General features: G+C 67.1%; 9 protein-coding genes, 1 tRNA gene and 1 pseudogene. 3 read left to right on the forward strand and 8 right to left on the reverse strand.

The genetic code is table 11. The features are described from left to right. The first annotated feature begins 127 nt into the window (after positions 1-127). Entirely contained in the window at positions 128-1,894 is a 1,767-nt protein-coding gene (locus tag Tsedi_RS04150) for an FkbM family methyltransferase (protein WP_185970575.1), read from the forward strand. Here the strand turns inward: Tsedi_RS04150 and Tsedi_RS04155 are convergent. Continuing rightward, positions 1,866-2,697: pseudogene (locus tag Tsedi_RS04155) on the reverse strand (IS30 family transposase); the annotation flags it as partial. The gene Tsedi_RS04150 and the pseudogene Tsedi_RS04155 overlap by 29 nt on opposite strands. A 242-nt stretch (positions 2,698-2,939) precedes the next feature. Between Tsedi_RS04155 and Tsedi_RS12155 the strand changes: the two are divergent. Together Tsedi_RS12155 and Tsedi_RS04160 are read left to right on the forward strand one after the other, a co-directional pair. Beyond that, positions 2,940-5,171 carry a hypothetical protein gene (locus Tsedi_RS12155; RefSeq protein ID WP_185970576.1) on the forward strand — a complete coding sequence of 744 codons (2,232 nt, stop codon included), beginning with the start codon at positions 2,940-2,942 and terminating at the stop codon, positions 5,169-5,171. Between the two features lie 187 nt (positions 5,172-5,358). Next, on the forward strand, positions 5,359-7,158 hold the full coding sequence (locus Tsedi_RS04160; protein WP_246099175.1) for an O-linked N-acetylglucosamine transferase, SPINDLY family protein: 1,800 nt from the start codon (positions 5,359-5,361) through the stop codon (positions 7,156-7,158). A gap of 54 nt (positions 7,159-7,212) precedes the next feature. Here Tsedi_RS04160 and Tsedi_RS04165 read toward each other — a convergent pair whose 3' ends face one another. The 7 genes from Tsedi_RS04165 to Tsedi_RS04195 form a co-directional block, all read right to left on the reverse strand. Continuing rightward, positions 7,213-7,500: a DUF167 domain-containing protein gene (locus Tsedi_RS04165; RefSeq protein WP_143893882.1), complete on the reverse strand. Its 288-nt coding sequence runs from the start codon at positions 7,498-7,500 to the stop codon at positions 7,213-7,215. A 54-nt stretch (positions 7,501-7,554) separates the two neighbouring features. Continuing rightward, positions 7,555-7,630 (reverse strand) — tRNA-Thr (locus Tsedi_RS04170). A gap of 46 nt (positions 7,631-7,676) precedes the next feature. Next, positions 7,677-8,729 carry a class 1 fructose-bisphosphatase gene (locus Tsedi_RS04175; RefSeq protein ID WP_143893884.1) on the reverse strand — a complete coding sequence of 351 codons (1,053 nt, stop codon included), beginning with the start codon at positions 8,727-8,729 and terminating at the stop codon, positions 7,677-7,679. A 34-nt stretch (positions 8,730-8,763) separates the two neighbouring features. After that, positions 8,764-11,418, reverse strand: a complete 2,655-nt coding sequence (gene pepN / locus Tsedi_RS04180) for an aminopeptidase N (protein WP_143894004.1) — start codon at positions 11,416-11,418, stop codon at positions 8,764-8,766. A gap of 35 nt (positions 11,419-11,453) precedes the next feature. Then, a protein-coding gene (prfB, locus tag Tsedi_RS04185; protein WP_143893886.1) for a peptide chain release factor 2 occupies positions 11,454-12,558 on the reverse strand; the annotation gives its coding sequence in 2 pieces (ribosomal slippage) (positions 11,454-12,476 and positions 12,478-12,558; 1,104 coding nt in all). 117 nt (positions 12,559-12,675) lie between these two features. Beyond that, positions 12,676-13,560 (reverse strand): DMT family transporter, encoded by an 885-nt coding sequence (locus Tsedi_RS04190; protein WP_246099176.1) that lies wholly within the window; start codon positions 13,558-13,560, stop codon positions 12,676-12,678. Between the two features lie 59 nt (positions 13,561-13,619). Beyond that, on the reverse strand, positions 13,620-14,591 hold the full coding sequence (locus Tsedi_RS04195; protein WP_143893888.1) for an alpha/beta fold hydrolase: 972 nt from the start codon (positions 14,589-14,591) through the stop codon (positions 13,620-13,622). Between the last annotated feature and the right edge of the window lie 6 nt (positions 14,592-14,597).

A 14,597-nucleotide genomic window follows, 5' to 3' on the forward strand; every position in this document is an offset into this window, starting at 1 on the left:
TGAAACCCGCCACTGGCCACGGCGTCAGTAGCGGGGGTTGAGCAGACCTTCCAAAGGAGCTCGTTGGAAGACGAAATTCGAGGGGCACCTCATAGGCGGGAGAAGCAGCATGATGCTCAGTGTAATCGTGACCACCTACCGGCGGCACCGCCACCTCATCCGGGCTTTGGTCAGTGTCCTCATCCAGAAAATCAATCCTGATGATGCCAGGTTCGAGGTGATTGTGGCCAATGATGATCCTGATGATCAAATGATCGATCAGATCGCTCAAATCGTCTCCGGAGAGGTGGCTTATCAGGGATCGTTGCGAGTCATTAATCGGCGTACCGAGGATGTCGGTGGGGTTGCGGCGTCTCGAAATAGAGCGATAGAGGCAGCCAGAGGGGATTTTTTGCTATTTCTGGATGATGATGATTTTCTTGTGTCGGGTGCTTTGGCTTCTTTTGTATCCTTGCTCAAGGAGCATGCTTGTGATTTTGTCTATGCCAACCATGTTCACGTGATTGAAGATGCAGATCTGAATGAAATCACCCGAATCAGGAGGGTGCAGCAGGATATTTCGTACAACGATCTGTTGGTCATGAATAGGATCCCCGTGGGATCGTTTGTGATCGCGCGGCGCGTGATCCGTCATTTCTTTGATGAGAAGTATACGAGTCTTGAGGACTGGGTGTTTCTTTTGGACAATCTTCAGGGTGTTAGGTTGGTTCGTGGAGACTTTGATGCGGTAACAATCTGCCACAGTGTGGACAAGGGGTACAGGCACCGCAACCGCGAAGGGGGGGTCAGCCGGTTCGTCGAGAACGTATGCCGCCTTTATATCCGGCATCCATCTGTCGAAGTCTTGGAGGCGCGCCGAGAAGTGCTGGCGAGCGTTGAGCTCCCATCTGTCGCACAGCTTTTTATCGCTGGCGCGGTCTCAGCCCAGAGGGAAGTGGTTCCTCGCGTTGTCTCTACCAAGCAAGGGCGGTTTTTGATCGTCAACGAGGATGAGACCATACAGCACTCTTTGGTCTCGCGTGGATTCTTCGAGCCATTGCCCGCGTTGCTTGCTATTTTGATTGCTCGCCAGAGCCAGGGGCTGATCATTGATGTTGGTGCCAACGTGGGCAGCTTCGCCGTCCCAGTAGGGTTGTCGATCGGGGGTGAGCGTCTCGTTGCCATTGAACCGCAGCGCCAGGTGTTTGCGATGCTTGAGGCGAATCTTGTCATTAATGGTATCTTAGGAGTGAGATCCCACCGTGTGGTAGTCGACCAGGCAACGCGAGAAACCTCGACGCTTCGGGTTCCTATCTTTGATGTCCGCTGCGAAAACTACACCGGGGCGGTGTCGTTCGATCCGGAGGTGATTGCGGTCCGGTCGGAACTGCCCGGCGTGGCGGAATCTTCCCAGCGAGCCCAGCGGTACGAAGACGTGGCGGTCCGTGGACTCGATCAGCTTCTCCCTGGTGAAAATATAAATTTTATCAAAATCGATGTCGAGGGTATGGAGCAGGATGTCATCCGTTCGGGGTTTGGCTTGATTCAAAGGGAAAGGCCGTTTATCTACTACGAAGCGTGTCCGATCGAGCGACTTCAGTATCGTAGCCATGCGGTCGCGGAAATGCTCAGGGGGCTGGGCTACCGACTGTTCCCAGTCGGGGGCAATTTCTTCGCATGTCATCCTCAGCGTCTCGCTCCGTCGTTGCGTGACGCAATCGGCCTGCTGTTCGATCTAGACTCGCGGGCCCTTGAACACGAGCGTGAGTTGAGTATCGATCACGGGCTCGCAGCGGAGTTGTTGGCTCGATTTTGCGAGGCGGGCGCTCCGGTCACTTCGATTGTAGACGAAGGGGGCGGGTCAAGCACCAAGTGCAACAGCGGAATCACTGAAGGGAGCTGCTGGCGCGGGTGAGCTTGTCCAGCATGGCCTGGCAGCCGGCGATCGGCGGGCGGAAGCCGTGGATGGCACGGGGCCGATGCCCGAGCCGGTCGGCGATCGCATCGAGCTCTTCCTGGCTGTAGACCGACAGCTTCGTGCCCTTGGGCAGGTGCTGGCGCAGCAAACCGTTGATATTCTGATGAAACCGCAAGCGGTTTTGATGAAACCACTTGCGGTTTTGATGAAATCGCGGGCGATTTTCGCGACTGCCCCGCTGCCACGGACTGCGCGGGTCGCAGAAGCAGACCCGGATGCCGGTGGCCTCGGTCAGCTCGGGATGACGCGCCATTTCCTTGCCGCGGTCGTCGGTCAGGGTCTTGCGCATCGGCTTGGGCGTCTTGCGCAGCTTGGCGCTGAAGCCCTCCAGGGCCGAGGCTGCGGTGGCGTCCTTGAGCTTGGGGCTGCACACCAGACGCGAGCTGCGCTCCACCAACACCCCAACCGCCGAGCGGTTGGCCGCCCCCTTGAGGAGGTCGCCTTCCCAGTGGCCGGGGGAAGCCAGGTCGTTGGCTTTGGGCGGACGCAGGTGGATGCTGACCGCCTCGGGCAGCTGGCCTCTTCGGTCCTGCCCTCGAGACCGGGGCATGCGCTTGCCTTGCGCACGCCGCAGGCAGGCGATGAGCTCCTTGCGCAGCTCACCGCGCGGCATCGCATCGATGCAGTTGTCGATGGTCTCGTGCGAGACGCGGCGATCCGGATCGCCGGGCCACATGCGTCTCAAGTGTGCCGGCAATCTGAGACGGCGACCAGCCCTCCAGCAGGAAGTGGTGCACCACGCTATGAGCGGGCCTAAAGTTCTTCTTCAAGTCGCCGATAGCGTGACTGAGAGGAAGCGTGAGCTCCCTTGAAGGGGTTTGCTTTCCTTGACTTTTCTCGCCCCCAGGCAAGGTTCGCTCATGGAAAGGGGTAGGTCATGTCGATCATCTCAAGCCTGACGCCGACTCAGATCGCGGCGCTGACGACCACGCAGATCCAAGGTCTTACGACTGCGGACTTTCAAGCCTTGCGGCGGGATCAGTTGGCTGCCTTCACATCCGAGCAGATCGCGGCGATCGAGACGGAGGACTTCGTCACGCTCAGCAGCGCGCAGATCGGGGCCTTCAACGCCCAAGCGTTCGCTGAAGCGATGGGCCTCTATGACATGAAGTACCTGACGACCAGTCAGGTCCGGGGGCTGACCGCAGCCCAGCTCAATGCGCTTGGGGCGGAGATCGGTGAGTGGGACACGGAGGATCTGGCGCAGCTGACGGCGGTCCAGATCAAGGCACTCAGCACGGCGTCCATTCAGGCGCTGACCAGTGACCAGGTCAAGGCGCTGACGACGGCGCAGGTGGCGGCGTTGACGGCGGCGCAGGTGGCGGCGATCGAGACGGAAGACCTGAAGGAGATGAGCACGGCGCAGCTGCGGGCGCTGACGGCGGCGCAGGTCAAGGCGCTGACGACGGATCAGCTCAATGCGCTGTCGTCGGATCAGGTGCAGGCGCTGTCGAACACGCAGATTGCGGCGTTGACGACGACGCAGCTTGCGGGGGTCAACACGGACTTTACGAAGAACCTGAGCTCGTCGCAGGTCAAGGCGCTGACGGTGGCGCAGGTGGCGGCGCTGAGCACGGAGCAGATCGCCAGTCTGGATACTGAGGACGTGGCGGAGCTGACGGCGGCGCAGATCAAGGCGCTGAGCACGGCCCAGATCAAGGAGTTGACGACGGCGCAGGCGGCGGCGTTGAAGTTCCAGCAGATTGCGGCGCTGACGGCGGCGCAGGTGGCCGGGCTGGAGACGGAGGACATTCAGAAGCTCAGCACGGCCGCGATCAAGGGGCTGTCGGCGGCGGCGCTGGGGCAGCTCAGCAGCGACCAGATCCAGGCATTGAGCACGGATCAGCTGCAGCAGCTGGGGGTGTCGCAGATCAAGGGGCTGACGACGGCGGCGGCGCAGGCGCTGACCAGTGACCAGGTCAAGGCGCTGACGACGGCGCAGGTGGCGGCGTTGACGGCGGCGCAGGTGGCGGCGATCGAGACGGAAGACCTGAAGGAGATGAGCACGGCGCAGCTGCGGGCGCTGACGGCGGCGCAGGTCAAGGCGCTGACGACGGATCAGCTCAATGCGCTGTCGTCGGATCAGGTGCAGGCGCTGTCGAACACGCAGATTGCGGCGTTGACGACGACGCAGCTTGCGGGGGTCAACACGGACTTTACGAAGAACCTGAGCTCGTCGCAGGTCAAGGCGCTGACGGTGGCGCAGGTGGCGGCGCTGAGCACGGAGCAGATCGCCAGTCTGGATACTGAGGACGTGGCGGAGCTGACGGCGGCGCAGATCAAGGCGCTGAGCACGGCCCAGATCAAGGAGTTGACGACGGCGCAGGCGGCGGCGTTGAAGTTCCAGCAGATTGCGGCGCTGACGGCGGCGCAGGTGGCCGGGCTGGAGACGGAGGACATCGAAAAGCTGACCACGGCCGCGATCAAGGGGCTGTCGGCGGCGGCGCTGGGGCAGTTCAGCAGCGAGCAGATCCAGGCATTGAGCACGGATCAGCTGCAGCAGCTGGGGGCGGCGCAGATCAAGGGGCTGACGACGGCGGCGGCGCAGGCGCTGACCAGTGACCAGGTCAAGGCGCTGACGACGGCGCAGGTGGCGGCGCTGACGGCAGCGCAGGTGGCGGCGATCGAGACGGAAGACCTGAAGGAGATGAGCACGGCGCAGCTGCGGGCGCTGACGGTGGCGCAGGTCAAGGCGCTGACGTCGGATCAGCTCAATGCGCTGTCATCGGATCAGGTGCAGGCGCTGTCGAACACGCAGATTGCGGCGTTGACGACGACGCAGCTTGTGGGGGTCAACACGGACTTTACGAAGAACCTGAGCTCGTCGCAGGTCAAGGCGCTGACGGCGGCGCAGGTGGCGGCGCTGAGCACGGAGCAGATCGCCAGTCTGGATGCTGAGGACGTGGCGGAGCTGACGGCGGCGCAGGTCAAGGCGCTGAGCACGGCCCAGATCAAGGAGTTGACGACGGCGCAGGCGGCGGCGTTGAAGTTCCAGCAGATTGCGGCGCTGACGACGGCGCAGGTGGCCGGGCTGGAGACGGAGGACATCGAAAAGCTGACCACGGACGCAATCAGGGGTCTGTCGGCGGCGGTGATCAAGCAATTGACGACGGACCAAGTGGCAGCGCTGAGTTCCGATCAGGTTCGGGCCATGACACCGACCCAGATCGCGGCCTTCACCGCTGAACAGATGCCTCATCTCAAACTCAACTGAGGGGGACTGACTTCGCAATCGGGGCAATCCATCTTGCTACCATTGCAGCCCTGATGCTCCCTGGTTCACGCCCGCCTGCGGAAGATCGACTTCCGGTGGCGGGCTTTTCGCACGATCCACGCCCGGTGTCCGCAGGCAACGTGCGCGTGGAAAGGGAATCGAGATGACGGCGTCGATTCACCAAAACTTGCCTGCGTGGCTGGAGCAGGCGTGGCAGGGCAAACTCTCGCTGCTGGAGCTGACTTCCGCAGCCGAAGGCTTGGTACGGGCGGGCCATCCGGTGGCAGCCGTGGCCCTTTACCGGGCATGGCTGCGTGTGCCCCGAACCTCCCACGATCATCTGGCCTGGTTCAACCTGGGCGCATTGCTGGCACAGCTGGACGATCCCGCCGGCGCCCGTGACGCCTACCTGTCGGCCATCGCCCGTGCCCCCGGCTTTCTGCAGGCTCGCTTCAACCTGGGGCTGGTGTACGAGCGGCTGGGACACAGCGATGCGGCGATCGGCCAGTGGCGCACGGTGGCGCGGCTGGCCTCGGCGGCGGATCCGGACGGTCGCGCGCTCAAGCTGCTGGCGCTCAACAACCTCGGCCGCCATCTGGAGGACCTCAAGCGCTACGCCGAGGCCAGTGCCGCCCTGACGGAGAGCCTGCTGATCGAGCCCGACCAGCCGGACGTCATCCATCACTGGATCTTCGAGCGGGCCAAGCAGTGCCTGTGGCCAGTCCATGAACCGCTGCCCGGCCTTGACGTCGACAAGTTGTGGGCGCACACGTCGGCGCTGGCGATGATCGCGATGACGGATGATCCGCAGGCGCAGCTGGCGGCGGCGCAGCGCTACGTGCGCGACAAGCTCGGTGGCGGCATCCGCCCGGCGCTGGCGCAGCCAAGGGCCCATGGGCACCGACGGATCCGGATCGGCTACTGCTCCTCCGACTTCCGCCAGCATCCGGTGGCGATGCTGACGGCGGAACTGTTCGAGCTGCACGACCGCTCGGCGTTCGAGCTCTACGCCTTCGACTGGACGCCCGAGGACGCCTCGCCGTTGCGGCAGCGCATCAAGCGCGCCTTCGACCACTTCATCCGCATCGACGGGCTCGATGACGAGGCCGCGGCACGGTTGATCCGGTCGCACGAGATCGACGTGCTGGTGGATCTGCATGGCCAGACCATGGGCGCCCGTCCGGGCATCTTCACGTGGCGCCCGGCGCCGATCCAGATCACCTACCTGGGCCTGCCGGCGACGACGGGTTTCCCGTTCATCGATTACGTCATCGCCGACCGCTTCCTGATCCCGCCCGAGATGGCGCCGTTCTACACGGAAAAGCCGCTCTACATGCCCGGGGTCTATCAGGTCAGCGACCGGCGGCGCACGGTGGGGCCGACCCCGTCGCGGCAGGCCTGCGGCCTGCCCGAGCAGGCTTTCGTATTCTGCTGCATGAACAACAACTACAAGATCACGCCGGCGATGTTCGATGTCTGGATGCGCATCCTGCAGCAGGTGCCGGCCTCGGTGCTGTGGCTGCTGGCGGACAATGAACAGGCCCCCGAAAACCTCGTGCGCGAGGCGGTGGCGCGCGGCGTGGATCCGGCGCGTCTGATCTTCGCGCCGCGCACCAGCCCGGCCGACTACCTGGCCCGCTACGCGCTGGCGGATCTTTTCCTGGACACGTTCCCCTTCAACGCCGGCACGACCGCCAACGACGCGCTCTGGATGGGACTGCCGGTGTTGACCCTGTCGGGGCGCACGTTCGCGTCGCGCATGGCTGGGGCCCTGCTGACGGCAGCCGGGGTGCCCGAGCTGATCACCTTTGATGCGGCCACCTACGAGCGGCGTGCCATCGAGCTGGCCAACCGCCCGGACGAGCTGGCCGGCCTGCGTGCCCGACTGGCCGAAGCTCGCGAGGCGTCGCCGCTGTTCGACATCCCCGGCTGGGTACAGGCTTACGAGGCACGGCTCAAGGAACTGGTGGCGCAGTTGCCGGCCTGAATCGGGAGTCAACTCCTGCCCGTTCAGTGGCCGGGCATTCGCTGCCGTCGTCGATCACCCGCCGAGCAGGGCTTGGCGGACGGCGTCGTCGTCCACCCCCTCGATGGCCAGCCGTTTGGTGCGGCTGGTGTGACCGTGCGTGATGCGCACGCGCGAGCGGGGCACCCCGCATCGCTCGGCCACGAAAGCGATCAGCGCCTCGTTGGCCGCGCCGTCCACCGGCGGGGCGGCGAGCTGGATCTTCGGCAGACCGCCGTGCAGGCCCGCGAGCCGCGTCTGGCGCGCGCCGGGCTGGCAGTAGACGGTGAGGGTGGCGGTGACGGCGGGATCGCGCTTGGCCATGGCCGCGGGCGGGGGCGCCAGCAAAAAGCCCGCGCGCAGGCGGGCTGGGTATTCTGGTGCCGCAAAGAGGATTCGAACCTCCGACCTACTGATTACGAATCAGTTGCTCTACCAGCTGAGCTATTGCGGCTTGGCGACTTGCCTGTCTCAGGCAGGCAGTATCGCTGAAACCAACATTATACCGTTGTTGCGGGGGCTGGCTGACCGTCGGCCTCGAGGTGGTAGCGCGTCACGCGCTCGACCTCGTTCTTGGAGCCGAGGATGACGGCCACGCGGTCGTGCAGGCCCTTCGGTTCGATGTCGAGGATGCGCCGGCGCCCGTCGGTGGCGGCCCCGCCGGCCTGCTCGACGATCCAGCCCATCGGGTTGGCCTCGTACATCAGGCGCAGCTTGCCGGGCTTGTTGGGTTCGCGCTTGTCCCAGGGGTAGAGGAAGATGCCGCCGCGCGACAGGATACGGTGCACGTCGGCCACCATCGAGGCGATCCAGCGCATGTTGAAATCCTTGCCGCGCGGGCCTTCCGCGCCGGCCAGGCATTCCTCGATGTAGCGACGCACCGGCGCGGCCCAGTGGCGCCAGTTGCTCATGTTGATGGCGAACTCGCGCGTGTCCTCCGGGATGCGCACCTTGTCCTGCGTCAGCACCCAGGCGCCCTGTTCGCGGTCGAGCGTGAACATCGCCACGCCGTTGCCGACGGTGAGCACCAGCGTGGTCTGCGGGCCGTAGATGCAGTAGCCGGCGGCGACCTGCTGGCGCCCGGGCTGCAGGAAGTCGGCCTCGCTGACCGGCTCGATCAGCGTGGGGTCGTCGTGCTGGCGCTTCAGCACCGAGAAGATGGTGCCGATGCTGACGTTGCAGTCGATGTTGCTGGAGCCATCCAGCGGGTCGAACAGCAGCAGGTACTCGCCCTGCGGGTAGCGGTTGGGGATCGGGTGGATGCCGTCGAGCTCCTCCGAGGCCATCGCCGCCAGGTGGCCACCCCACTCGTTGGCCTCGATCAGCACCTCGTTGGCGATGACGTCGAGTTTCTTCTGCACCTCGCCCTGGACGTTCTCGGTGCCGGCCGAGCCGAGCACGCCGCCCAGCGCCCCCTTGCCGACGGCGATGGCGATGCGCTTGCAGGCGCGCGCGACGACCTCCAGCAGCAGCCGCAGCTCCGGCGTGATGGCGCCGTGCACGCGCTGCTGCTCGATCAGGTAGCGGGTCAGCGAGATGCGGGACTCGGACATGGGGCGACTCCGGGCGGAAGAAGGGAAGGGGGGGTCAGTCGGCCAGCGCGCGCGTGACGACCTCGCGCACGTCGGTGCTGAGCGGCTCGTGCGCGGCCACCGCCTGCAGCGCGGCCTGCGCGGCGCTGCGGTACGGCTCGGCGAGTTTTTTCCAGCGGTCCAGCGCGCGCGCCAGGCGCGCGGCCACTTGCGGGTTGAAGGCGTCGATCTCCAGCACGCGGTCGCGCCAGAAGGCGTAGCCGGCGCCGTCGGCGCGGTGGAAGCCCGCCGGGTTGGCGTGGCAGTAGGTGTGGATCAGACTGCGCGCGCGGTTGGGGTTGCGCAGGTGGAAGTCCGGGTGCTGCAGCAGCGCCTGCACGCGCGGCAGCGCGTCGCCGCCGCGGTCGGGCGCGCCGGCCTGCAGCGCGAACCACTTGTCCAGCACCAGCTCCTCGTCGCGGAAGCGGGCGTGGAACTGCTCCAGCGCGCGCGCCGCCAGCTCGTGCCCGGCCGTGACCAGGGCGCTGAGCGCCGCGTAACGGTCGGTCATGTTGGTGGCGTCCTTGAAGCGCTGGTAGGTCTTGCCGGGCCAGACCGGGTTGCCGTTGTCACGTGCGGCCAGGCACAGCATCTGCAGCGCCAGCCCGGTGAGCGCCCGCCGCCCGGCGCTGACCGGGTCGGGCCGGTAGGCGCCGTTGTCCTTGTGCTGTTCGTAGGCCCAGACCCAGTCCTCGTGCAGCGCGTGCGCGAGCTGGCGGCGCATCGCCTCGCGCACCGCGTGGATGCGCTGCGGATCGACCGCGTCGAGCTGTTCGGCGATGTAGGTCTCGGCCGGCAGCGTCAGCACCAGCTCCTTGAACGCCGCATCCAGCGTCGGGTGGCGCAGCACCGCGCGCATCGCCTCGAGGAACGGCGCGTCGAGCGGCTCGTGCACCGGGCCGTCGGCGCGCACCGCCGCCAGCGCCCGGCGCAGCGCCAGCTGCTGGCCGGCCTCCCAGCGGTTGAAGGCGTCGGTGTCGTGCGCCAGCAGCGTGCGCAGCTCGTCGTCCGTCAGCTCGTGCTCCAGGATCACCGGGGCGCTGAAACCGCGCAGCAGCGACGGCACCGGTGCCGCGTCCAGCCCCTCGAAGACGACGGTGGTCTGCGGCTCATGCAGCACCACCAGCCGCTCGGTGTGCGGCAGCGCGTGGCCCTGCGCATCCAGCAGACCCAGCGCCACCGGGATGACGAACGGCTCCTTGACCGGCTGGCCCGGCGTCGGCGGGCAGCTCTGCCGCAGCGTCAGCGTGTAGGTGCGCGCCTCTGGGTCGTACTGGCCGCGCGCCTGCACGTGGGGGGTGCCCGCCTGCGAGTACCAGCGCTTGAACTGCGGCAGCCGGCGCGCCAGCTCGCTGTCGGGGTTGGCGTCCGCCATCGCCTGCGCAAAGTCGTCGCAGGTGACGGCCTGGCCATCATGGCGCTCGAAGTAGAGCTTGAGCCCCCGCGCGAACCCGTCGCGGCCGACCAGGGTCTGCATCATCCGCACGACCTCGGCGCCCTTCTCGTACACCGTGACGGTGTAGAAGTTGTTGATCTCGGCGTACTGGTCGGGGCGCACCGGGTGCGCCATCGGGCCGGCGTCCTCCGGGAACTGCACGGTGCGCAGCACGCGCACGTCCTCGATGCGCTTGACGGCGCGCGCCGAGGGGCTGCCGGCCATGTCCTGGCTGAATTCCTGGTCGCGGAAGACCGTCAGCCCTTCCTTGAGGCTCAGCTGGAACCAGTCGCGGCAGGTCACGCGGTTGCCGGTCCAGTTGTGGAAATACTCGTGCGCCACCACCGACTCGATGTTGGCGTAGTCGGTGTCGGTGGCGGTGGCCGGGTTGGCCAGCACGTACTTGGTGTTGAAGATGTTGAGGCCCTTGTTCTCCATCGCGCCCATGTTGAAGTCGCCCGTGGCGACCACCATGAAGCGCTCCAGGTCCAGCGGCAGGCCAAAGCGCGTCTCGTCCCAGGCGATGGCTGCCATCAGCGACTGCATCGCGTGCTCGGTCTTGTCCAGGTCCGCTTGGCGAACGTAGATCTGCAGCAGGTGCTCGGTGCCGTGGCGGCTGACGATCGGCTGGCTGCGGCAGACCAGGTCGCCGGCCACCAGCGCGAACAGGTAGCACGGCTTGCGGTGCGGATCGACCCACTTGGCGTAGTGGCGTCCGCCGTCCAGCTCGCCGCTGTCGACCAGGTTGCCGTTGGACAGCAGGACGGGATAGCGCTTCTTGTCGGCGCGCAGCGTCACGGTGTAGGTGGCCATGACGTCGGGCCGGTCGAGGAAGTAGGTGATGCGCCGGAACCCCTCGGCCTCGCACTGCGTGAAGAAGGTGCCCTGGCTGACGTACAGGCCCATCAGCTGGGTGTTCTTCTCCGGCGCGCAGGTAGTGAAGATCTCCAGCTCGAACGGCTCGGGGCCTTCGGGCAGGGCCTCCAGCACGAGCTGGCCGCCGTCCATCTTGAAGCTGGTGCCCTGGCCGTTGACCAGCACGCGCGCGAGGTTGAGCTCCTCGCCGTCGAGCCGCAGCGGCTGCGCCGGCACGTCGGGGTTGCGGCGCACGCGCATGCGGTTGAGCACGCGCGTCTTGGCCGGGTCGAGGTCGAAGGTCAGATCGACGGTGTCGATCCAGTAGGCCGGCGGCGCGTAATCCTCGCGGCGCACGAGACGGGGGCTGCCTTCACGCATGGCGGTCATGGGTGCGGTCCTGATGGGGGAGGGGGTCAGACGCCCTGCTTGAGCGAGGCTTCGATGAACACGTCGAGATCGCCATCCAGCACCTTCTGCGGCGTGGAGACCTCGACGTTGGTGCGCAGATCCTTGACGCGGCTCTGATCCAGCACGTAGCTGCGGATCTGGTGGCCCCAGCCGACGTCGGTCTTGCTGGCCTCCAGCTGCTGCTGCGTCTCCATGCGCTTGCGCATCTCGAGCTCGTACAGCTTGGAGCGCAGGCGCTGCCACGCCAGGTCGCGGTTGGAGTGCTGGCTGCGGCTGTCCTGCGCGGTGACGACGATGCCGGTGGGGATGTGCGTCAGTCGCACCGCGGAGTCGGTCTTGTTGATGTGCTGGCCGCCGGCGCCGCTGGCGCGGTAGGTGTCCACGCGCACGTCGGCGGGATTGATCTCGACCTCGATCGAGTCGTCGATCTCCGGGTAGACGAACACCGACGCGAACGACGTGTGGCGCCCGCCGGAGGCGTCGAACGGCGACTTGCGCACCAGCCGGTGCACGCCGGTTTCGGTGCGCAACAGGCCGAAGGCGTAGTCGCCCTCGACCTTGATGGTCGCGCTCTTGATGCCGGCGGTGTCGCCGGGCTGCTCATCCTCCACCGTGGCCTTGAAGCCCTTGCGCTCGGCGTAGCGCAGGTACTGGCGCAGCAGCATCTGCGCCCAGTCGCAGGCTTCGGTGCCGCCGGCGCCGGCCTGGATGTCGATGAAGCAGTTGTTGGGGTCCGCCGGATTGTTGAACATGCGGCGGAATTCGAGCTTCTCGACCTCGGGCGCGATGCGCGCCACGTCGGCCTCGATCGTTTCCAGGCCCGCGTCGTCGCCCTCGGCGCGCGACATCTCGAACAGCTCGGTGTTGTCGGCCAGCTCCTGCGCCAGCCGGTCCAGCACCAGCACCACGTCCTCGAGCGACTTCTTCTCCTTGGCCAGCTCCTGCGCGCGCTTGGGGTCGTTCCAGACGCCCGGATCCTCCAGCGCGGCGTTGACCTCCGACAGCTTCAGCGCCTTGGCGTCGTAGTCAAAGAAACCTCCGCAAGTCGGCGACGCGCTGCGTCAGGTCCTGCAGGCGGTGGGCAAGGGCGTTGAGACGTTCGGCTTCCATGGGGTATTCCGTGCGTTTGCGTTGACCGTCGACAAACCCGCAATTTTCGCACGTCGAGCGATGCCGTGGGGCGGGGAAAGCGCGGCAGCCGGTGCGCCAAGGCGGATGCCCGCGCGCTCACGACCGGCGGCCCAGCTGTGCCACCAGCATGCCGGCGGTGATCAGCGCCGCGCCGCCCCAGCCGCGCCAGCCGATGGCCTCGCCCAGCATCCACCAGCCGCCCAGCGCGGCAAACACCCCTTCGCTGCTGTAGATGATGGCCGCGTGCGCAGGATGCGCGTGGCGCTGCGCGATCACCTGCAGCGTGTAGGCCACGCCGATCGAGAGGATGCCGCCCCAGGCGATGGCGCCGGCGGCGTCCCACAGGGCCGCCGGGCCCATCGGTTCGGCCCGTGCCAGCGCCACCGCCCACGACAGCGCCGCGGCCACCAGGTACTGCACCACCGACAGCCGCAGCGCGTCGTGGCGCCGGGCGTAGCGGTCCACCAGCAGCACGTGCGCCGCCCACATCGCGGCGCCACCCAGTTGCAGCCAGTCGCCCGGGGCGATGGAGGCGTCGGGCTTGACGCTGAGGAAGTACAGCCCGGCCGTGGCCAGCGCCACCGCCAGCCAGACCGGCGCGCCGGCCGGCCGGCCCGCCAGCGCCAGCAGCACCGGCACCAGCACCACGTACAGCCCGGTGATGAAGCCGGCGTTGGCCACGCTGGTGCCCAGCAGCCCCACCTGCTGCAGGTTGATGGCGACGAACAGCACCCCACCCAGCAGTGCGCCGTCGCGCCACAGCCCGCTGGAGGCCTGCACCGGGATGGCCGCGAACGGCCCGCCGCGCCAGCGCCACAGCGGGGCGATCAGCAGCACGCCCAGCGTCATGCGCGCGGCGGTGTAGGCGAACGGGCCGACGCTGTCCATGCCGAGCTGCTGGGCCACGAAGGTCGAGCCCCAGATGGCGGCCGTCAGCAGCATCAGCGCGTCGGTGGTCCAGACGCGACCGTGACGGTTCAAGCGGATTCCTCCCTTGGATGGTGGATGCGGGCGGCGGGCGGTCGGCGCCCGCGCGCGGCTCAGGCCAGGTGGGCCTCGATCAGCGCGGCCACGCGGGCGGGCTGGTCGTGGTGCAGCATGTGGCCGGCGTCGTCCACGCGCTCGATGCGGTACCGCCGCACCACCTGCAGGCGGCGATGATATTCGGCCAGCGAATGCTCGCCGCGCGGAAACCACTGCGCCAGGCTGTCGTCACTGGCCTCCACCACCAGCACCGGCGCCTCGATCGCCGCCCAGGTCGCCAGCACCTCGTCGAGCCGGTACGGCTGGCTGCTGCGCACCTTGTGCGCGGCATCACCGAGGATCACCCACTCGCCATCGGGGGCGGCGGGATCCAGCGGCCGCGCCCAGTGCTGCGCCAGCCAGCGCGCGCGCTCGGGCGGCAGACGCCGGTTGGTCTTCATCAGGCGCGCGGCCACGCCCTCCAGTCCCCGGTAGGTCTTCAGCGTGATCTGGCCGGCGGCGTGGGCCTGCAGCTCGTCCAGCCAGCGCGCCAGGTGCCGCGGCCCCTGTGCCGGCTCGCTGGCCGGCAGGCCGAAGCCTTCCAGGTTGACCAGCCGGCGCACGCGCTGTGGCCGCACCCCGGCATAGAGCATCGCGACGTTGCCCCCCATGCTGTGGCCGACCACGTCCACCGGCGCATCGGCCGGCCGGCCCAGCCGCACGTTGACCAGCGCGATGAGCGCATCGAGGTCGCCCAGGTAGTCGGCGAACACGTAGTGATCCGCCAGGCCGTAGGGCGGCGGCTGGTGTTGCGGCGGCAGTGCCGCCGACTGCGTCAGGCCGAAGCCGCGCCAGTCCGGCGCCACGCACAGGCGCGGCGAGGCCAGCGCATCGACCACGAACTGCCATGACGCGGCCACGTCCATCCAGCCGTGCAGCAGCCACAGCGGGGGGGTGTCGGCACGGGGCTGGCCCCACCAGCGCAGGTGGTGTCGCAGGCCGCGCAGCGTCTCGAACGTGCTGTGCGAGGGACGCAGGACTTGATACATTCCCGC

The sequence above is a fragment of the Tepidimonas sediminis genome, from assembly GCF_007556605.1.
Taxonomy (GTDB): domain Bacteria; phylum Pseudomonadota; class Gammaproteobacteria; order Burkholderiales; family Burkholderiaceae_C; genus Tepidimonas; species Tepidimonas sediminis.

Excerpts from the sequence above, each read along its gene's own strand:
- Tsedi_RS04165 (WP_143893882.1), bottom strand. The coding sequence starts at position 7,500 with ATGGCCAAGCGCGATCCCGCCGTCACCGCCACCCTCACCGTCTACTGC.
- Tsedi_RS04175 (WP_143893884.1), bottom strand. The coding sequence starts at position 8,729 with ATGTCCGAGTCCCGCATCTCGCTGACCCGCTACCTGATCGAGCAGCAG.
- pepN (WP_143894004.1), bottom strand. The coding sequence starts at position 11,418 with ATGCGTGAAGGCAGCCCCCGTCTCGTGCGCCGCGAGGATTACGCGCCG.
- Tsedi_RS04195 (WP_143893888.1), bottom strand. The coding sequence starts at position 14,591 with ATGTATCAAGTCCTGCGTCCCTCGCACAGCACGTTCGAGACGCTGCGC.